Raw genomic sequence first — 18,527 nt, forward strand, 5'->3', positions numbered from 1 at the left:
CCTGTGCCTGCGGTGTCGCCGCTGGATCCACCTGATCCGCCAGTGCCGGCTGAGTCGCCTGAGCCTCCTGCGCCTGCTGCGCTGTCAGGGGATGAGCTGTCGGAGCTGCTGTGGTGGCCGCCACCGCCGCTGCTGCAGGCGCTTAGGCCTACGGTGAGGGAGAGGGCTATTGCGATTGCTGATGTGCGCCAGATGTTTGTGGTCATGGGGGTATTCCTTGCACCAACGTTTGTTGTCTTCGATGGCCTGACGGTTTCTGGTGCCGGCAGTGTCTTCGTCCGTTGTTTGCATGACAGGTGTTAGGGCTCTGAAATGCCATTCTCTTCTTTGTATTAATGCTTTGTACTGGTGGTTTTCTGGTTGATATTTGTCTATTTAAATCAATGGGTTGTTGTGGTTTTTGTTGGTTCAAAAACCTTAGTGATAGTTGTAATTTGGGCGTGGCGGCCTGTGGGCCGACCATGGGGTGTTGGGTGGGGTGTATATCCGTTTCTGCGGTAACGGCGGCTTGGGGTTTCGCCCTTACGGCGAGGCACTTTTTTCAAACGCCAAAAAAGTACCCAAAAAGGCTCGCCCCGGCGTACGGCACCTCGCTTAGGCTCGGTGTTCCCTCGCTCCGGTATTCATCTGGGGGCATCGCCTACGGTCTGCTTCGCGACGACCTCCTCTCGATGTGTGCGGCTTCGCCGCACGGCGCTTCGCGCCTGACCCCCAGATGAACACCTCCACTCGGCCTCCCGAAGGGGCGGGTAGATCAAAAGCCAGATCAAGATCAAAAGCTTGCAGGCGAGCTAACGCTCGACCTTGAGTGGTGAAGGGCGACGGCGAGCTAACGCTCGGCCTTGAGTGGTGAGGGGCGCCGGCGAGTTGCTGGCGGTGTTTTGATGAAGGGGGGCTGAGAGGCAAACTGATCCCACTGATGCACCAGATCCACTGTGGGAGCTGGCTTGCCAGCGATGGCGGCCTGACAGCCGACCTGATTTCGCGTATGTACTCGACCCATTGTGGGAGCAAGGCTCGCCCGCGATGGCGCCCGAACAGCCGACCTGATTTCGCGAATGTACTCAATCCCCTGTAGGAGTGAGCCTGCTCGCGATGGCGATTGATCAGGCTCGAATGACTTCCGGAAAAAAACTCCACCTCTCACTGCATCGATTTGATCTTCATGCAACCGGTCGCCAATGCCCAACCATGTGCTCAAGATCCCCCGTGCCCAGTAACTGAAAATCTCCACTGGAACCCGCCGGGCTCGCCAGGAGTGTCACTTCGCTGGGCAGTCGCACCGGTTTCCTGAATTGCACGGCGATTTCGACGTTCGCTGTGGGCAGGTGATCGGCGAGTGCTGCGAGGGCGCGTGCCTTGTTCCACAAGCCGTGGGCGATGGCGGTCGGGAAGCCGAAGAGTTTGGCGCTGACGGCGCTGAGGTGGATGGGGTTGTAGTCGCCGGAGACTTTGGCGTATTGCCGGCCGATGTCGGCGGGGGCTTTCCATTGGGCCACTTGGGTCATGGTCAATGACGGTGTCAGTACGTCTTCAACCGGTTCGCCCTCGAGCTTGACGCCGCGACACAGCATTTGGCTTTCGGCTTCCCACAACGGCCCCAGTTGATCGTCCAGGGTTGTAACGACGTCAAAGGTTGCGCCTTTGGCGTGAGGTTGCAGGTTCTGTACTTGTACGCTGACTCGCACGCGGCCTACGCCGCCCATTGGGCGCAACACGCGAATGCGGTTGCTCAGGTGGATCAAGCCGAGCAGCGGGAACGGGAATTCCTTGGCGGTGAGGAGTTGCATCTGCAAGGCGAACGCGAGGATGTGCGGGTAGGTCGGCGGTAATAGAGCGTTGTCGGTGAATCCGCAGACGTTGCGATAAGCCGCCAACCGTTTCTGATCGACATCGACCCAGCAGCGCAGTCCCGAGTCGGGGAGGGTGGTGCCGGTAATTTTGCGTCGTGTCGCCGCCCTTACATACAGCTCGGACAGGCCAGGTTCGCTGTTGAGTGTGTGCCAATCGGTGATCATGACTATGCCCCCAAAACGCTTTGCCCGCAGACGCGCAATGCTTGTCCGGTGAACGCGCCAGTGCCGGGTTGCGCCAGCCAGGCGACCGCTTCGGCGACGTCTTGCGGCAGACCGCCCTGGCCCAGCGAGCTCATGCGCCGTCCGGCTTCGCGCAGGGCGAAGGGGATGTGGGCGGTCATCTGGGTTTCGATAAAGCCCGGTGCCACGGCGTTGATGCTGATGCCGCGTTCACTGAGCAGCGGCGCCCAGGCTTCGGCAAGTCCGATCAATCCGGCCTTGCTGGCCGCGTAGTTGGTTTGCCCGCGATTGCCGGCGATGCCGCTGATGGACGCAAGCAGGATCACGCGTGCGTTGTCGCGCAGGGTGCCGCTGTCGAGCAATGCTTTGGTCAGGACTTGTGGCGCGTTGAGGTTGACCGCGAGCACCGCGTCCCAGAATTCCGGCGTCATGTTGGCCAGGGTTTTATCCCGGGTGATGCCCGCGTTGTGCACCACGATGTCGATGCCATCGGGCAGTTGTTCGATTAACTGTGCGGCGGCATCTTCGGCGCAGATATCCAGGGTGATGCTGCGTCCACCGAGGCGTGCGGCGAGGGCTTCGAGATCGGTTTTTGCCGGGGGGACGTCGAGCAACACGACGTCGGCACCGTCACGGGCCAGAGTTTCGGCAATGGAGGCGCCGATCCCGCGTGCCGCGCCGGTCACCAGTGCTTTGCGTCCTGCCAGCGGTCGGGTCCAGTCTGTCACGGGGGTGTCGCAGGCGTTCAAGCGTATGACCTGGCCGGACACGAAGGCGCTTTTAGGTGAGAGGAAAAACCGCAGCGGACCTTCGAGCTGATCCTCGGCGCCTTCGCCTACGTAGATGAGTTGCAGGGTGCCGCCGCTGCGCAGTTCCTTGGCCAGGGATCGACTGAAACCCTCCAGGGCACGTTGGGCACTGGCGGCGAACGGGTCGCTCAGGCTCTGGGGGGCACGACCGAGGATAACCAGGTGGGCGCTGTGGTCGAGGTTTTTCATCAGTGGCTGGAAAAACTCGCGTAGCTGTTTTAGCTCATCGGTGTGCACCAGATCACTGGCGTCGAACACCACGGCCTTGAGTTTTGGGCCGTGGCCGGGAATCCACGCGGTGGCCGTTGAAGGCTCGGTGCCGTAGCTATAGATCGCGTCGGTCAGACGGTTGGCGAAGGCGTTGATTTTCGCTGTCAGCGGGCCGCCGCCAATCAACAGTGCCCCTTCCACAGGCCGCAGTCGGCCCGCTTGCCAGCGCTCAAGGCGGACGGGAGCCGGCAGACCCATGGCACCGACCAGACGATGGCCGATGGACGAATTGGCGAAGTCGATATAGCGGTCAGACATGGAACGCTCTCCAGTAGCTGGGGTTCAAAGTGTGGACCACGAATGGCGATCAGTCGTTCGATCCACGAGATAAGGCCTACGCTTGATCACAGCAGATTAGTGTGTTGCAGGACTTTCAGGAGAAAGCACGTCGCCAATTGAAATGCATCCCCTGTGGGAGTGAGCCTTTGTGGCGAGGGGACTTGTCCCCGTTGGGTTGCGAAGCGACCCGATTTTGAGTCTGTTGTACCTGACACACCAATCGCTAAAGTTCGGGACTGCTGCGCAGTCCAACGGGGACAAGTCCCCTCGCCACAAGCCCGCCGCCACATGGGCAACGGTTTGGTTTCAAAAAATTTCATCAGGAGCTTTTCATGACTCAGCTGCGCCGCGTCGCGATCATCGGCGGTAACCGAATTCCCTTCGCCCGCTCCAACGGGCCATACGCCACGGCCAGCAATCAGGCGATGCTCACGGCAGCGCTTGAGGGGCTGATCGAGCGTTACAACCTGCATGGGCTGCGCATTGGCGAAGTGGTTGCGGGAGCTGTACTGAAATTGTCACGAGATATGAACCTGACGCGCGAATGTGTGCTCGGTTCGCGACTGTCGCCCCTCACCCCGGCCTATGACATCCAGCAAGCATGCGGCACGGGACTGGAAGCGGCGCTGCTGGTCGCTAACAAGATTGCCTTGGGTCAGATCGATTGCGGCATTGCCGGTGGCGTCGACACCACGTCCGATGCGCCGATCAGCGTCAGTGAGGGGTTGCGCAAAATTCTGCTGCAGGCCAATCGCGCCAAGACCACTGGCGACAAGCTGAAAACCTTTCTGCAACTGCGTCCCAAACACCTGATCCCCGAGTTTCCTCGCAACGGCGAACCGCGCACCGGGTTGTCCATGGGGCAACATTGCGAGTTGATGGCGCAGACCTGGAACATCCCTCGGGAAGAACAGGATCAGTTGGCGCTGGAGAGTCATCACAAACTGGCCGCGTCCTACACCGAAGGCTGGCACAACGACCTGATGACGCCGTTTCTTGGACTGACGCGCGATAACAATTTACGCCCGGACCTGACCCTGGAAAAACTCGCCGCGTTGAAGCCTGCGTTCGAGAAAAGCGCCAAGGGTACGCTGACGGCGGGCAACTCCACGCCCCTCACCGATGGCGCATCGCTGGTGCTGCTGGGCAGTGAAGAATGGGCGAAGGAACGTGGCTTGCCGATTCTTGCGTATCTACGGGACGGCGAAGCGGCGGCGGTGGATTTCGTCAATGGCGCGGAAGGTTTGCTGATGGCGCCGGTGTATGCCGTGCCGCGCTTGCTGGCGCGCAATGGCCTGACGCTGCAGGATTTCGATTACTACGAAATCCACGAAGCATTCGCTGCGCAGGTGCTCTGCACATTGAAGGCCTGGGAAGATCCGGAGTACTGCAAAACCCGCCTCGGCCTCGACGCGCCGCTGGGCGCTATCGACCGTAGCCGACTCAACGTCAAAGGCAGCTCATTGGCCGCCGGGCATCCGTTTGCTGCGACTGGCGGGCGTATTGTTGCCAACCTGGCGAAGTTGCTGGATGCAGCGGGCAAGGGGCGTGGGTTAGTGTCGATTTGTGCGGCGGGTGGGCAGGGGGTTACCGCGATTATCGAGCGTTGAGAATGGGGGGTATCTCTTTAAAAGATCGCAGCCTCGTTTCACTCGACAGCTCCTACAGGATGGTCTGCATTTCACTGTAGGAGCTGCCGTAGGCTGCGATCTCTTGATCTTTGATCTTACGTTCTGAACCGCCGAACTAATCCGTCCAGCTCATTCGACAAGCCCGCCAGGCTCTGCGAATCGACCCGCGCCGAGTTCGCAAGATCGGCCACCAGCTGCGCATCGCCATGAATCTGGCTGATGTGCCGGTTGATGTCTTCAGCCACCTGATGCTGTTCTTCCGCCGCGGTTGCAATCTGCGTGTTCATGTCGCGAATCACGTCGACCGATTCGCGAATCAACCCGAAGCTGCTGCGGGCTTCACCGATACGGCTGACCGATTGTTGAGATACCTCCAGGCTCGCATGCATCTGCTGGGTGACCTGGCTGGTGCGCTTGGCAAGGTTACCTAGCAAACCGTCGATTTCTGCGGTGGAGTCGGCGGTGCGTTTGGCCAGCGCCCGGACTTCATCCGCCACCACCGCGAAGCCGCGTCCTTGTTCGCCTGCCCGCGCCGCTTCGATGGCCGCGTTCAGAGCCAGAAGGTTGGTCTGTTCAGCAATCGAACGAATGGTGCCGAGGATCGACTGAATGTCGTTGCTGTCGCGCTCAAGCTGTTGCATCGATTGGGCGGACTGTTCGATTTCCTGGCTCAGGCGATCAACGCTGGTGACCGCTGCATCGATTTGTTGCTGACCTTCGCGGGCCTGACGCTGGCCACTGTCCGCCGACTCTGCGGCCTGGCTGCAAGAGCGGGCCACTTCGTTGGCGGTGGCGACCATTTCGTGGAAGGCGGTGGACACCATGTCCACGGCTTCACGCTGACGTCCGGCGGCTTCGGCCATGTCACTGGAGACCCGGGTCGAGCTCTGGGACGTGGCGAGGATCTTGGTGGCGGCGCCGCCGATGCTTTGGATCAGCGTACGAATGGCCGCCAGGAACTGGTTGAACCAGCTCGCCAGTTGCGCGGTTTCGTCCTTGCCACGGACGTCGAGATTTTTGGTCAGGTCGCCTTCACCTTGGGCAATGCCTTCCAGGCCGCTGGCGACGCTGCGGATCGGACGCACGATAAGGCTGGCGAAACTGGCGCCGACGACGGCGAAGAATACAGCCAGTACGGCAGCGATGATCGCGATCAGCCAGGTCAGTTGGGTAGCCGCGCTCATCACGTCGGCTTGTTTGATCAGGCCGACAAACGTCCAGCCCAGTTGCTCCGACGGCCAGACGTTGGCCATGTAGCGCTCGCCGTTCAGCTCGACTTCCACCAGGCCTTTGCCGGCCTTGGCCAATTGCGCGTAGCCATCGCCGAGGCTGTTCAGTGCCTTGAAGTTGTGTTCCGGCTGCTTCGGATCGACCAGTACGGTGCCGTTGTTCTCCATCAGCATCAGGTAGCCGGTTTCACCGAGTTTGATCTGCTTGACGATTTCGGTGAGCTGCTTGAGCGAGACGTCGATGTTCACCACGCCGCCCTGCGCACCAAGCTGATTGGCGACTGCACGCACGGTGCTGACCAGCACGGCGTCATCGCCGGCCCAGTAATAGGCCTCGGTGCGCAGGGTCTTGCCGGGGTTGGCCATGGCGGTTTTGTACCAGGGACGAACACGCGGGTCGTAGTTGGACATTTTCGGATCACCCGGCCAGAACGCGTAGGCGCCGTTGCTCATGCCGTACGACACATAGGCGTACGCCGGGTGGCTGGCGGCCAGGCTGGCGAACAGGTCGAACAGTTGCTTGTCGAGCTCGCTGTCCGGCAGGTCCCCGGCATTGGCGCCGACCCGACTTTTCACGCTGGCGTCCGCCGCTTTGACCAGCGGTTGGGCGGCCAGGTAATCAACGTTCTGGCTGATGCCTTCGAAAAACAGCTGCATGGCGTTGCTGACCTGGCGGATTTCGCGACCGCTGCCGTCAATGAATTCGTTTTTCGCATCGCTGCGCAGGTTCAGCACCACCAGTGTGGCGACCACGATCACCGGTACGCAGGCAATGACTGCAAACGCCCAGGTCAATTTTTGTTTTATGTTCATCCGCGCTCCGGATTGTCAGTGGCGTTGTTGATCCGATTGTCGGACAAAATGTTTGTCTCTAAAGAGATCGGCCATGAGCGGCGGAAATTGAGGGGATGGGGGAAATATCCTGTGAAGGAACGAGCGCTCGAACTTAACGTCTGTGCTAAAGGCCCTTGCTTGCACTTGAGCTATGATCTTCGGCGGCCGATAACCGTAGGGTTGTCAGATTTATCCGGCACATTGTGTGCTTCTTGCGGTACAGCCTGCGGTAAGTCTTGCGGTAAATAGGAACGTTCATAGGTCGGCAACCCCTCCCACCGGCGAGTGGATTGCCGTATAACGAATGACTTTCGCGTGTTTGGTAATAAAGGACCCACAATAAAAGCTGATGAAGACTCCAAAACGCATTGAACCCCTGATCGAGGACGGTCTGGTCGACGAGGTGCTGCGCCCACTCATGAGTGGTAAAGAAGCAGCTGTTTATGTGGTGCGCTGCGGCAACGAGTTACGTTGCGCGAAGGTCTACAAGGAGGCGAATAAACGAAGTTTCCGCCAGGCGGCCGAGTATCAGGAAGGCCGCAAGGTACGCAACAGCCGTCAGGCCCGGGCGATGGCCAAGGGTTCCAAGTTCGGCAAGAAAGAAACCGAAGACGCCTGGCAGAACGCCGAAGTGGCGGCGCTGTTTCGTCTGGCCGGTGCCGGCGTCCGGGTGCCCAAGCCCTACGACTTCCTGGAAGGCGTGCTGTTGATGGAACTGGTTGCCGATGAGTACGGCGATGCCGCACCCCGTTTGAACGACGTGGTGTTGGAGCCGGACCAGGCGCGCGAGTATCACGCGTTTCTGATTTCGCAGATCGTGCTGATGTTGTGTACCGGTCTGGTGCACGGTGACCTGTCCGAGTTCAACGTACTGCTGACCCCGACCGGCCCGGTGATCATCGACTTGCCTCAAGCGGTAGACGCAGCGGGTAATAACCACGCGTTCAACATGCTGGAGCGGGACGTGGGCAACATGGCTTCTTACTTCGGGCGGTTTGCGCCGGAGTTGAAAAAGACCAAGTTCGCCAAGGAAATGTGGGCGTTGTATGAAGCCGGCACCTTGCACCCGGCCAGTATCCTGACCGGTGAGTTTGATGAGCCGGAAGAGTTGGCCGACGTGGGCGGGGTCATTCGCGAGATCGAGGCGGCACGCCTGGATGAAGAGCGCAAGCAAGCGGTGCGCGCGGCGGATGATGCACCCCCCAGCAAAACCGAAGAACCGCCTCCACCCTGGATGCAGTGATCGGTTGACGAAAAACCCGGCGCAAGTCGGGTTTTTTGTGGGTGCGTATTGTCTTGTAGAAATTTACGAAGCCTGTGATCTTTTGTTGGATCCAAAGCGAGATCAAAAGATCGCAGCCTCCGGCAGCTCCTACAGGACTGAATGTGAACACCTCCACCCGCAATGCCCGGCTCATTGTCAGTGCCCGTCTGGTCTCGGACTTCGGGGCCTTTCTCAACATGGTCGCCCTGGCCACCTACGTTTATCTGCTCAGCAACAGCCCCATGAGCGTTGGCATTTTTCTCGCCAGCCGAGTGGCCGGGGGGGTGTTCGCCAGCCTGATCGGCACTGCGTTTTATCGCCGTTGGGCCGGGCGGATGCCGTTGATTGTTTTTGATCTGTTGCGGGCAGGATTGCTGGGTCTGTTGCTGGTACTGCCGGTTGCCCAGCAAGCGCTGCTGTTGCCGGTCATTGCCTTCGGTCTGGGGTTTGGCAACTCGATGTTCGCCATAGGCCTTAACAGCCAGCTACCCAACCTGATCAAAAGCGAACAGTTGCTCAAGACCAACGCCTGGATTACGTCTGCCTCGTCAGCGGCCATGGTTGCAGGCAGTCTGGTGGCCGGCTTGTTAGTGGCAGCGTTTGGTTTTGAAACGGTCTTTGCGTTGAACGTCGTCACGTATCTGCTGGCGGCGCTGTTTATCGTGCCGCTGCGGTTTTCCACGCAAGCCCCTGACGCCGGGACAACTCACGGAAAGGGTGAATGGCCAGCCTTGCGCCAGGGCCTGCGCGGTACGCCTGTGGTGGCGGCCATGCTCGCCGTCACCATGGCCGATACCTTGGGCAGTGCCGCACACAACGTAGGCTTTCCAATCATTTCAAAACTGCTGACCCCTGAGTCGGCCAGCACCACCTTGGGCCTGATGCTGGCGGTCTGGGCCAGCGGCAAGTTCATCGGTGCGCGCATCGCCAGCCGCCTGAAGGGCTCGGACAACATCAACCTGGAGCGCCGGTTTTTCTTCGGCGTGTTGCTCATGTCCTGCGGTTTCATCCTGATGTTCCAGCAGCAGACCCTGTATGGCCTGCTGCTGTTTTCGCTGCCGGCGGGGTTGGGGGATGGTTTTTCGGAAGTCGGACTGATGTCGCGCCTGCAGCGGGAGCCGGAGCATCTGCGCCTGCCGATTTTCAGCTTTCTGACGCTGCTGCAAATGACCGGTTTCGGCATCGGCATGCTGATCGCCGCGCCGTTCTATTCGTGGTGGACACCCGGTGCGGTGGTGTTGCTGTTCCACGGCACTCCCCTCACCACTTTGTTGGTGGTGAAGGGGCTGTCGATCAGGAATGGGCAGGCTCGGCGCAGCAACCCGACGCCAGGCTCTTGAGAATCGGACAGTCGGGGCGTTGGTCGCCCTGACAGTGCTCGACCAGATCCTGCAGGGTGTCGCGCAACTGGCCCAGTTCGAAGATCTTCTGGTTCAACTCTTCGATGTGCTGGCGGGCCAGGGCCTTCACATCGGCGCTGGCGCGTTGGCGGTCTTGCCAAAGGGTCAGCAGCTTGCCGACCTCTTCCAGTGAAAATCCAAGGTCTCGTGAGCGCTTGATGAATGCCAGCGTGTGCAGGTCGTCATCGCCGTAGACGCGGTAACCGCTGTCGGTGCGATGGGCGGCCTTGAGCAAGCCGATGGACTCGTAGTAACGGATCATCTTTGCGCTCAGACCGCTGCGGCGGGCTGCTTGGCCGATGTTCATCAATTGTCCTCCAGGTCCTTGGGTTTCCAGGTCTTCAACAGTAGCGCATTGCTCACCACGCTGACGCTCGACAGTGCCATGGCCGCACCCGCCAGTACCGGATTGAGAAAGCCGAACGCCGCCAGAGGAATGCCGATCAGGTTGTAAACAAAGGCCCAGAACAGATTCTGCCGGATTTTCGCGTAGGTTTTGCGGCTGATCTCAAGTGCCGCCGGTATCAGTCGCGGATCACCGCGCATCAGGGTGATTCCCGCTGCGTGCATGGCCACGTCGGTGCCGCCGCCCATGGCAATGCCGATGTCGGCTGCGGCCAAGGCCGGTGCGTCGTTGATGCCGTCGCCGACCATCGCCACCACGCCGGTTTTTTTGAGTTCGGCGACAGTGGCCGCTTTGTCCGCTGGCAGAACTTCGGCGTGCACATCGGTGATGCCCAGCGCTTCAGCGACCACTTTGGCGCTGCCGCGGTTGTCGCCGGTCAACAGGTGGCTGCTGATGTTTCGTGCGCTGAGTTGTTGCACAGCTTGCAGCGCACCGGGTTTGAGCGTGTCACCGAATGCGAACAGACCAAGCACTTTGGGCTCGGGGCTTTGCTCGATCAACCATGACAACGTCCGGCCTTCGGTTTCCCAGGCGCTTGCCGACTCGGCCAGCGAACCTGTGTTCAAACCACTTTCTTCGAGCAGGCGACGATTGCCCAGCGCCAACCGACGACCATCAAGCGTGCCGGCAATGCCGCGCCCGGTCAGGGACTGGCTGTCGGTGACGTCGGCGACCGTCAGGTCGCGCTCGGTGCAGGCATCCAGCACGGCTTTGGCCAGTGGATGCTCACTGCCTCGTTGCAGGGCGCCAGCGTTTTGCAGCAAGGCATTCTCGTCGCCCTCGACGGCGCTCAGGTGAGCGATACGCGGTGTACCTGAGGTCAACGTGCCGGTCTTGTCGAACACCACGGCGCTGACTTCATGGGCACGCTCCAGCGCTTCGGCATCCTTGATCAAAATCCCGTGGCGCGCCGCGACGCCGGTGCCTGCCATGATTGCAGTCGGTGTCGCCAGGCCCAAGGCACAGGGGCAAGCGATGACCATGACGGCGACGGCATTGATCAGCGCCGTTTCAATCGGTGCGCCGTAAAGCCACCAACCGATCAGCGTTGCCAACGCAATCAGCAGGACCGTGGGCACGAATACCTGACTGACTTTATCCACCAGTTTCTGGATCGGCGCTTTCGCGGCTTGCGCGTCTTCGACCAGGCGGATGATGCGCGCCAATACGGTTTCGGCGCCCAGCGCCTGAGTGCGAACCAACAACCGACCTTCGCCATTGATCGCGCCGCCGGTAACCTTGTCGCCGGGTTGCTTGGGGACGGGCAGGCTTTCGCCGCTGATCAACGCTTCGTCCGCGTGGCTCTGGCCTTCAACCACTTCACCGTCCACGGGGAAGCGTTCACCGGGTTTGACCATCACCAGATCATTGAGGCGCAGGGCGCTGATGGCGACGTCGAGCTCGCGGCCATCGATCACCTGAATCGCTCGTTCCGGACGCAGGGCTTCGAGGGCGCGGATAGCGGAGGCGGTCTGGCGCTTGGCGCGGCTTTCCAGGTACTTGCCCAGCAGGACCAAGGCGATCACCACCGCCGAGGCCTCGAAGTACAGGTGCGGCATGCGCCCGGCGGCAGTGGCCCATTCATAAATACTCAGGCCATAACCGGCGCTGGTGCCCAGGGCGACCAACAGGTCCATGTTGCCCGCGCCGGCGCGCACGGCTTTCCAGGCGGCGACATAAAATCGAGCACCGAAAATGAATTGCACCGGGGTGGCCAGCATGAATTGCGCCCAGGCCGGGAGCATCCAGTGCACACCGAAGGGTTGCAGCAGCATCGGCAAGACCAGCGGCAGGGCAAGGATGAGGGCCATGATCAATATCCAGCGCTCACGGTGCAGGCGCTGTTGTTGATTGTCGGCAGTCGGGTGTTCGACTTCCCAGACGCTGGCGGAATAACCAGCCTTGTCCACCGCCGCGATCAAGGTTTGCGGATCAACCTGGCCGAGTAATTCGAGGTGGGCGCGTTCGTTGGCCAGGTTGACGCTGACGCTTTTCACGCCGGGCACCTTGGCCAGCGCACGCTCGACCCGGCCGACGCACGATGCGCAGGTCATGCCGTCGATGCTCAGTTCAATGCTCTGTTGCGGCACGCTGTAACCGGCTTTGTGCACGGCGTCCATCAGGGCCGGCAGGCTGTCACTGGGTGCCTGGATCCTAGCCTGTTCCGTGGCGAGATTGACACTGACAGCCGTGGCGCCGACGACTTTGCTCAAAGCGCGCTCGACGCGCCCCGCGCAACTGGCGCAGGTCATGCCGGCGATCGGCAGATCGAACGTAGTGGATTCGGACATGGGTAACGCTCCCTGTAGTGGATGACTACAGGATCAACCTTGACATGCTGGCAAGGTCAAGCGCCAATTAGCCCCGACCCGTAATCCATAACCTGTGGGAGTACCGCTTGCTCGCGATGAACGATGACGCGGTCTTCTGGATGACCGTGGCGGCTGCATCGCGAGCAATTTTTGCTCCTACAGGGGGCCGTCAATAACCTAGTGCGGCGGGTTTGAGGTACATCCCTTCCTGCGTCATCGCAATGCGGAACTTCAACACATCACCGGCCTTCAGCGTGATGGTCTGCGATCCCGGTGCGAGCATGCCCGGATTGCACCCCGGTGCCTGGCCTGGCAGCAGTTTGAGGCGCAGGGACACATCGCCCGGTGGCAGGTTGAATGAAGTGCTTTGTTCCTGAAACAGTCGCGCGGACAGCTGATCCTGGAGATAAACGCCGATTTCGCAGTTAGTCGACACTTCCAGGCGCTCGCGGGAAATGATCAGCACTCCGTAGTCCTCCCCAGCGGCGTAGACCGAAGGCGCGGCGGCGAAGAGGCTGAGAAAGCCAAACAGGCTGAGAGCTGACCAGCGCATGGCTGAATCTCCTGATGTCGAAGTCATTGATGTACGCAGCTTGGCCGAGCGCGGCAGCGAATGCCAGCCCGGCCGATGATTTCAGAACTTGACCTTGTCATGGTGGCAAGCTTGAGACTGCCGTCAAACCTCATCTACAGGAGTCATCCCATGCAAGTATTCAACGTTCAAGGCATGTCCTGCGGTCACTGCGTCAAAACCATCACCCAGGCCTTGCAAGCGAAGGATCCGGCAGCGAGCGTGCGCATTGATCTGGCGGCAAAAGAAGTCGGGGTTGAGAGCGCCTTGTCAGTCGAGCAGGTGATCGGCGCGATCACTGAAGAGGGCTATGAGGTGAAAGTCGCCTGAGGCTTTTTATTAGTTAGCGACCTATCGGAATGTTCAAGGCGTCCATGCGCAGCTAGACTGTGGGGCTGTTGCTTTCTTGTCCCACTGGATGCCTGATGAATTTCCGTAGCATTTTGATACTTGGCGCCCTGAGCGCTTTCGGGCCGCTGGCGATCGATTTTTACTTGCCTGCTTTCCCGGCGATGGCTTTGGCTTTCGGCACCGATGAGCAGCATGTGCAGTTGACGCTGGCGGCCTACTTCCTTGGCTTGTCTATTGGTCAACTGGTCTACGGTCCGATAGCGGATCGGTTTGGGCGCCGCATTCCTTTGTTGAGCGGTGTCGTCCTGTTTACCCTTGCCTCGCTGGCTTGTGCCTTCGCACCGAATCTTGAATGGCTGATGGGCGCGCGCTTTATCCAGGCCTTGGGTGGGTGCGCGGGGATGGTAATTTCGCGGGCGATCGTCAGCGACAAATGCGATGCGGTGGGCTCGGCAAAAGTCTTTTCACAGCTGATGCTGGTGATGGGCCTGGCACCGATTCTCGCGCCGATGCTGGGCGGATTGCTGGTTAATACCACGGGCTGGCAGTCGATATTCCTGGTGCTCACCGGTTTCAGTGCGCTGGCGGCATTGGCTGTGGCGCTTGGCTTGCCGGAGAGCATGCCCGCTCACCTGCCGCGGCAACCGTTGTCAGGTGCATTACGCCAGTACGGTCGTTTGTTGATGGCCCCGGTGTTCCTCGGCCACGCCTTGACCGGCGGTATTGCGATCGCCGGGATGTTTGCCTACATCGCCGGTTCTCCGTTTGTGTTCATCAAGCTCTATGGCGTGCCGCCCGAACATTTCGGCTGGCTGTTCGGTACCAATGCGGCGGGGTTCATTCTGGTCGCGCAGGTGAATGCCCGGTTGTTGGCCAAGCGTGGTCCGGCGTTCCTGCTGGTACGAGCCGTGTGGGTCTACCTGGCTGCCGGACTGGCGCTGTTGGCCGTCAGCTCGCTGCACACCGAGCACTTGTGGCCGCTACTGATTCCGCTGTTTATCTGCATCGCCAGTCTTGGCTGCATTCTCCCGAACGCGTCGGCGTGTGCGATGAATGGACAGGGCGCTCGCGCTGGCAGTGCGTCAGCGTTGCTCGGTTGCCTGCAATTCAGTGTCGCCGCCGGGGCTGCAGCGCTGGTGGGGATTTTGTACGACGGCACCGCCGTGCCGATGGCCATGGTCATCAGCTTGTGCGGGATTCTGGTGGTGAGTGCAGCAATGCTCACCCGACGTCTGCAAAATGCCCGGGCGCTGGCGCAAGCTCAGGCCTGAGGCGGACTCAACCAGCCGCGCGCTGCGGCTGGTTCTGGGGAAATTGATGAGGGGCGTGCAGACGCGCTTCGAGTGTGCGCGTGAAGGCCAGCGCTTCAGCTTCGCTGCGGAATGTCACGGCGTGCTGGTCCAGACGAACTTGCCATTGGGACTTGGCCACTTCTTTTATCAGGATATTCATTGCTGACCTCCTATCGGTAAAAGACTGCATCGCAGAAGACCCGATTGTAGTCCTCAATACGATCGTAATTGTGACGAAGGTCAAGCTTCGGACTGACGGTTTGAACGTTCAGAACAGAGCAGCCTGTGGCCGTATCCACACAAGGCCGCAATGTTTTGAATTATATTTTTAGAACCCTTCCAGCACGATCTTGCCTTTGGACTTGCCGCTTTCCAGCAATTCATGAGCGCGGCGCAAGTTGGCCGCGTTGATGGTGCCGAAGTGCTCGCCGACCGTGGTTTTCAGCGTACCGGCGTCGATCAGCTCAGCGATGCGGTTGAGCAGTTTGTGCTGCTCGATCATGTCCGCGGTTTCGAACAGTGGGCGGGTGTACATGAACTCCCAGTGCAGCGACAGGCTCTTGCGCTTGAGCTTGGTCACATCCAGTGCTTTCGGATCGTCGATCAACGCCAGTTTCCCCTGTGGCGCCAGTGCTTCGACCAGTTGATCCAAATGAGCATCGGTCTGGGTCAGGCTGGCGACGTGGGTGACGTACTCGACTCCTGCACGCTTGAGCTCTTCGCTCAGCGGCTGACTGTGATCGATGACCAAGTCAGCCCCCAGCTCGCGCACCCAGCTTTGAGTTTCCGGGCGCGAGGCGGTGCCGATCACTTTCAAGCCGGTCAATTGGCTGGCCAGTTGTGTGAGGATCGAACCGACACCGCCGGCAGCACCGACGATCATCAGGCTTTGGCCTTCGTCGGTTTTACCTTCACGTACCTGCAGGCGTTCGAAGAGCAATTCCCAGGCAGTGATGGCGGTCAGCGGCAGGGCAGCTGATTCGGCGAAGCTCAACGTGGTCGGCATATGGCCAACGATCCGCTCGTCCACCACGTGCAGCTCGCTATTGCCGCCAGCGCGGGCAATGGAGCCTGCATAGAACACATTGTCGCCGGCCTTGAACAAGGTCACTTCACTGCCGACGGCCTTGACCACGCCTGCCACGTCCCAGCCCAGCACTTTCGCCGTGCCTTCTTCTGGCTGGACGTTCTGGCGGACCTTGGTGTCCACCGGATTGACCGAGATGGCCTTGACCTCCACCAACAGGTCCCGCGGCCCGGCGACGGGCTCTGGCAGTTGGATGTCTTGCAGGGACTTGGCGTCGGTGATCGGCAGTGAGGCGTAGTAGGCGATGGCTTTCATGGGTAACTCCAAAAAGTGGGTAATAAAAGACGGACTCAGGCCACGAAACCCAGGCGCTTGAGTTCGAAGTGTTCGATCAGGTCGCCGGCTGTTGCGCGGAAATTCTGGATATGGTCGCTGGCGTCATGGGCCTGCAACGCTTCGTCGCTGCTCCACTTTTCGATCATGTAGAAGGCCTGCGGATTGGCGAGGTCCACGTGCAGATCGTATTGACCGCAACCCGCCTCGGCACGGGTCGGTTCCAGCAACGCGCGCAGATGTTTTTCGAGGGCGTCCTGCTGACCCGCTTTGGCGATGAGGGTGGCGATGGCGGTAAAGGGCTGGGACATGGTCGACTCCGGGACGGGCTGTTTTTGATGAGGCAGATGATTGGCTATTTCTACACAAGATAAAACCCGCTAAAAGAGCAGTCTCTTTCAATATTTTTTTGATAATCGGTGGAGAAATGCTGCGTTTCGATGACTTGCAGTTGTTCGTCCGGGCGGCGGATCTGGGCAGCCTTTCGGCGGCGGCGCGTGTAATGGACATGTCGGCAGCGGTGGCCAGTGCTGCCTTGAAGCGGATCGAACAGCAGCTGGGTGCCCGCTTGCTGGCTCGTTCAACGCGCAGCCTGCGCCTGACGGCCGAAGGTGAAGGTTTTCTCGAGTACGCCCGTGCCGCCCTGAGCAATCTCGATGAGGGGCGGCGTTTGTTGGCCAGCGGCCAGGATCAGGTCAGCGGCATTTTGCAGCTGTCGGCACCGTCGGACTTCGGCCGCAACCTGTTGCTGCCCTGGCTCGACGAGTTCCAGCGCGAACATCCGAAGCTCACGGTGCGCTTGTTGTTGGGAGACCGTATCGCCGACCTGTTCCGCCAGCCGGTGGACATCGCCCTGCGTTATGGCGAGCCGGAAGACTCCAGTCTGGTGGCGCTGCCCATCGCCCCCCATAACCGCCGTGTACTGTGCGCCGCGCCGGATTACCTCGCCCGACATGGCGAGCCTCGTCAACTCGAGCAACTGGCTCAGCACAATTGCCTGCTTTTCATGCTTGGCAGCCGGGTTCACGATCACTGGAGTTTTCATGACGGCAGACGCGAAGTCGGGCTGACGGTCAGTGGTGATCGTTTCAGCGATGATGCCGATGTCGTGCGTCTGTGGGCAGTGGCGGGAGCGGGAATTGCCTATAAATCCTGGCTCGATGTGGCGGCGGATGTATTGGCCGGTCGTCTGAAGCTGCTGATGCCGGAGCTGACCTGTGAGCGTGCGCCGCTGAACCTGTTGTGCGCTCATCGCGCACAACTGAGTAAGCCCGTGAACCTTTTGCGAGAAATGCTTGCCAGTCGATGCGGCACGTTGAGCGGGCAATTTCCGACTTTTGCCGCAGGTGAACATTAGTCGCAGTTAAATAGAGAAACTTCCCACAGGAACTATCACCACCCAGGGTTTCCGGGACGACAGGAAGTGGCGTCCCACCTGCTTATACTTGCATCCCCCTTTTGTCGGACATGGCGTACGCGGGTGGCCGAAGTTGCCCCGGAGCAGGGTGTTTTCGACGCCTTGGCCGAGAAAACAATAAGGGTCAAGATGTCTGCGAGCAGTCGACAAACGATTCAACAGGGAGTGAATAAATGGAACATGCACCTTGCATCAGCCAGATTGCCACGTTGCTGGCTGACCCCAAGCGCAGCGCAATGATGTGGGCCTTGATGGACGGTTCCGCACGCCAGGCCGAAGACCTGGCGCTTCTGGCCGGCCTGTCGCCCTCTTCAGCCAATGCCCATTTGGGGCGGTTGTCTGCCGGAGGTCTGTTGAAAGTCGAGGTTCGTGGACGCAAGCGGTTTTTCCGTCTTGCAGCGCCGGAAGTCGGCGCCGCGGTCCAGGCCTTGGCCAGCGCCACGCTGGCCAGCACTCCTCAGCCCATTCCAGATGTTTTCAAACGCTCGGTACCTGTGGCCAAACCCCAGGCAGTGCCTTCGCCATTGTTGCGCGCAAGGCTTTGCGAGGAACATTTGGGCGGTACCCTGGCCGCCGATTTGTATCAGCGTCTCGTGGATGCCGGCTGGATCGAGCAACACGATCAGCGAGTGTCCATCACGCACAAGGGCGCGACACAGCTGGCCTTGCGCGGTGTGTACATTCAGGCACTGACTCATCACAACGGTAAAGTCGCCTGCGCATGCCCTGACTGGAGCGAGCGACGTCCGCACATGGGCGGTCCACTGGGTGCGGCGTTGTTGCAGCTGTTCATGCAGTCCGGATGGCTGAGCCTGCCGAACGATTCACCCGCGTTGCTGGTGACGGTAACGGGACAGCGTGAAATCCATCGTTTTGCGAGGGAAACCGAGCTGGAAATGGCTGTTTGAACCGCGATCACGGCGATGTTCGGGGCGGTGAAAACCAGTGTGGGTGTTCGGGATGGAGACTTGAGGGAAGACACTGGAGGCGTTGAGTGAGGCTGTTGTCCTCGACTGACCTACATACCCTATAGGAGCGAGCCTGCTCGCGATGGTGGATTATCAGT

At 60.1% G+C, this 18,527-nt stretch carries 16 protein-coding genes; 7 read left to right on the forward strand and 9 right to left on the reverse strand.

Annotation, left to right across the window (positions count from 1 at the left end; translation table 11 throughout):
• Positions 1 to 1,163: 1,163 nt before the first annotated feature.
• A complete protein-coding gene (locus GBC55_RS24650; protein ID WP_162440087.1) occupies positions 1,164 to 2,018 on the reverse strand; it encodes a MaoC/PaaZ C-terminal domain-containing protein in 855 nt (284 codons plus the stop codon).
• A gap of 2 nt (positions 2,019 to 2,020) precedes the next feature.
• Positions 2,021 to 3,373 (reverse strand): 3-oxoacyl-ACP reductase, encoded by a 1,353-nt coding sequence (locus tag GBC55_RS24655; RefSeq protein WP_162440088.1) that lies wholly within the window; start codon positions 3,371 to 3,373, stop codon positions 2,021 to 2,023.
• 353 nt (positions 3,374 to 3,726) lie between these two features.
• Here GBC55_RS24655 and GBC55_RS24660 point away from each other — a divergent pair, with 353 nt between their 5' ends.
• On the forward strand, positions 3,727 to 5,004 hold the full coding sequence (locus GBC55_RS24660) for an acetyl-CoA C-acetyltransferase (RefSeq protein WP_162440089.1): 1,278 nt from the start codon (positions 3,727 to 3,729) through the stop codon (positions 5,002 to 5,004).
• Positions 5,005 to 5,120: 116 nt separating this feature from the next.
• On the opposite strand, the gene GBC55_RS24665 is transcribed toward GBC55_RS24660, so the two are convergent.
• Complete coding sequence (locus GBC55_RS24665) at positions 5,121 to 7,067, reverse strand: methyl-accepting chemotaxis protein (RefSeq protein ID WP_162440090.1); 1,947 nt, start codon at positions 7,065 to 7,067, stop codon at positions 5,121 to 5,123.
• Positions 7,068 to 7,437: 370 nt separating this feature from the next.
• On the opposite strand from GBC55_RS24665, the gene GBC55_RS24670 reads away from it, so the two are divergent.
• Positions 7,438 to 8,331, forward strand: a complete 894-nt coding sequence (locus GBC55_RS24670) for a PA4780 family RIO1-like protein kinase (RefSeq protein WP_162440091.1) — start codon at positions 7,438 to 7,440, stop codon at positions 8,329 to 8,331.
• A 143-nt stretch (positions 8,332 to 8,474) separates the two neighbouring features.
• On the forward strand, positions 8,475 to 9,692 hold the full coding sequence (locus GBC55_RS24675; protein ID WP_162440092.1) for an MFS transporter: 1,218 nt from the start codon (positions 8,475 to 8,477) through the stop codon (positions 9,690 to 9,692).
• Here the strand turns inward: GBC55_RS24675 and cueR are convergent.
• From cueR to GBC55_RS24690, 3 genes are all read right to left on the reverse strand, one after another.
• Positions 9,646 to 10,059 carry a Cu(I)-responsive transcriptional regulator gene (gene cueR, locus GBC55_RS24680; protein WP_162440093.1) on the reverse strand — a complete coding sequence of 138 codons (414 nt, stop codon included), beginning with the start codon at positions 10,057 to 10,059 and terminating at the stop codon, positions 9,646 to 9,648. The two genes, GBC55_RS24675 and cueR, sit on opposite strands and share 47 nt — an antisense overlap.
• Positions 10,059 to 12,449, reverse strand: coding sequence for a heavy metal translocating P-type ATPase (locus GBC55_RS24685; RefSeq protein WP_162440094.1), 2,391 nt, complete (start codon positions 12,447 to 12,449; stop codon positions 10,059 to 10,061). Before GBC55_RS24685 ends, cueR begins: the two co-directional genes overlap by 1 nt.
• 190 nt (positions 12,450 to 12,639) lie before the next feature.
• Positions 12,640 to 13,023, reverse strand: coding sequence for a hypothetical protein (locus GBC55_RS24690; RefSeq protein WP_162440095.1), 384 nt, complete (start codon positions 13,021 to 13,023; stop codon positions 12,640 to 12,642).
• Between the two features lie 150 nt (positions 13,024 to 13,173).
• Here GBC55_RS24690 and GBC55_RS24695 point away from each other — a divergent pair, with 150 nt between their 5' ends.
• Both GBC55_RS24695 and GBC55_RS24700 read left to right on the forward strand, forming a co-directional pair.
• Entirely contained in the window at positions 13,174 to 13,371 is a 198-nt protein-coding gene (locus tag GBC55_RS24695) for a cation transporter (RefSeq protein WP_162440096.1), read from the forward strand.
• Between the two features lie 95 nt (positions 13,372 to 13,466).
• A complete protein-coding gene (locus GBC55_RS24700; RefSeq protein ID WP_162440097.1) occupies positions 13,467 to 14,663 on the forward strand; it encodes a multidrug effflux MFS transporter in 1,197 nt (398 codons plus the stop codon).
• Between the two features lie 7 nt (positions 14,664 to 14,670).
• Here GBC55_RS24700 and GBC55_RS24705 read toward each other — a convergent pair whose 3' ends face one another.
• From GBC55_RS24705 to GBC55_RS24715, 3 genes are all read right to left on the reverse strand, one after another.
• Positions 14,671 to 14,844, reverse strand: a complete 174-nt coding sequence (locus GBC55_RS24705) for a hypothetical protein (RefSeq protein WP_178114337.1) — start codon at positions 14,842 to 14,844, stop codon at positions 14,671 to 14,673.
• Positions 14,845 to 15,012: 168 nt separating this feature from the next.
• Complete coding sequence (locus GBC55_RS24710; protein ID WP_162440098.1) at positions 15,013 to 16,026, reverse strand: zinc-binding alcohol dehydrogenase family protein; 1,014 nt, start codon at positions 16,024 to 16,026, stop codon at positions 15,013 to 15,015.
• A gap of 35 nt (positions 16,027 to 16,061) precedes the next feature.
• Positions 16,062 to 16,355: a putative quinol monooxygenase gene (locus GBC55_RS24715; protein WP_162440099.1), complete on the reverse strand. Its 294-nt coding sequence runs from the start codon at positions 16,353 to 16,355 to the stop codon at positions 16,062 to 16,064.
• Between the two features lie 116 nt (positions 16,356 to 16,471).
• Between GBC55_RS24715 and GBC55_RS24720 the strand changes: the two genes are divergently transcribed.
• Together GBC55_RS24720 and GBC55_RS24725 are read left to right on the forward strand one after the other, a co-directional pair.
• Positions 16,472 to 17,401, forward strand: a complete 930-nt coding sequence (locus GBC55_RS24720; RefSeq protein ID WP_162440100.1) for a LysR family transcriptional regulator — start codon at positions 16,472 to 16,474, stop codon at positions 17,399 to 17,401.
• Between the two features lie 233 nt (positions 17,402 to 17,634).
• Positions 17,635 to 18,369: a helix-turn-helix transcriptional regulator gene (locus GBC55_RS24725; RefSeq protein WP_162440101.1), complete on the forward strand. Its 735-nt coding sequence runs from the start codon at positions 17,635 to 17,637 to the stop codon at positions 18,367 to 18,369.
• Positions 18,370 to 18,527: the final 158 nt, after the last annotated feature.

The organism is Pseudomonas sp. TNT3 (genome assembly GCF_010095445.2).
Taxonomy (GTDB): Bacteria; Pseudomonadota; Gammaproteobacteria; order Pseudomonadales; family Pseudomonadaceae; genus Aquipseudomonas.

What these genes read in the sequence shown, in the direction of transcription:
- GBC55_RS24725 (WP_162440101.1), top strand. Translation starts at nt 17,635, where the DNA reads ATGGAACATGCACCTTGCATCAGCCAGATTGCCACGTTGCTGGCTGAC.
- GBC55_RS24685 (WP_162440094.1), bottom strand. Translation starts at nt 12,449, where the DNA reads ATGTCCGAATCCACTACGTTCGATCTGCCGATCGCCGGCATGACCTGC.
- GBC55_RS24690 (WP_162440095.1), bottom strand. Translation starts at nt 13,023, where the DNA reads ATGCGCTGGTCAGCTCTCAGCCTGTTTGGCTTTCTCAGCCTCTTCGCC.
- GBC55_RS24660 (WP_162440089.1), top strand. Translation starts at nt 3,727, where the DNA reads ATGACTCAGCTGCGCCGCGTCGCGATCATCGGCGGTAACCGAATTCCC.
- GBC55_RS24715 (WP_162440099.1), bottom strand. Translation starts at nt 16,355, where the DNA reads ATGTCCCAGCCCTTTACCGCCATCGCCACCCTCATCGCCAAAGCGGGT.
- GBC55_RS24705 (WP_178114337.1), bottom strand. Translation starts at nt 14,844, where the DNA reads ATGAATATCCTGATAAAAGAAGTGGCCAAGTCCCAATGGCAAGTTCGT.
- cueR (WP_162440093.1), bottom strand. Translation starts at nt 10,059, where the DNA reads ATGAACATCGGCCAAGCAGCCCGCCGCAGCGGTCTGAGCGCAAAGATG.
- GBC55_RS24670 (WP_162440091.1), top strand. Translation starts at nt 7,438, where the DNA reads ATGAAGACTCCAAAACGCATTGAACCCCTGATCGAGGACGGTCTGGTC.
- GBC55_RS24655 (WP_162440088.1), bottom strand. Translation starts at nt 3,373, where the DNA reads ATGTCTGACCGCTATATCGACTTCGCCAATTCGTCCATCGGCCATCGT.
- GBC55_RS24665 (WP_162440090.1), bottom strand. Translation starts at nt 7,067, where the DNA reads ATGAACATAAAACAAAAATTGACCTGGGCGTTTGCAGTCATTGCCTGC.
- GBC55_RS24695 (WP_162440096.1), top strand. Translation starts at nt 13,174, where the DNA reads ATGCAAGTATTCAACGTTCAAGGCATGTCCTGCGGTCACTGCGTCAAA.
- GBC55_RS24700 (WP_162440097.1), top strand. Translation starts at nt 13,467, where the DNA reads ATGAATTTCCGTAGCATTTTGATACTTGGCGCCCTGAGCGCTTTCGGG.
- GBC55_RS24710 (WP_162440098.1), bottom strand. Translation starts at nt 16,026, where the DNA reads ATGAAAGCCATCGCCTACTACGCCTCACTGCCGATCACCGACGCCAAG.
- GBC55_RS24650 (WP_162440087.1), bottom strand. Translation starts at nt 2,018, where the DNA reads ATGATCACCGATTGGCACACACTCAACAGCGAACCTGGCCTGTCCGAG.
- GBC55_RS24720 (WP_162440100.1), top strand. Translation starts at nt 16,472, where the DNA reads ATGCTGCGTTTCGATGACTTGCAGTTGTTCGTCCGGGCGGCGGATCTG.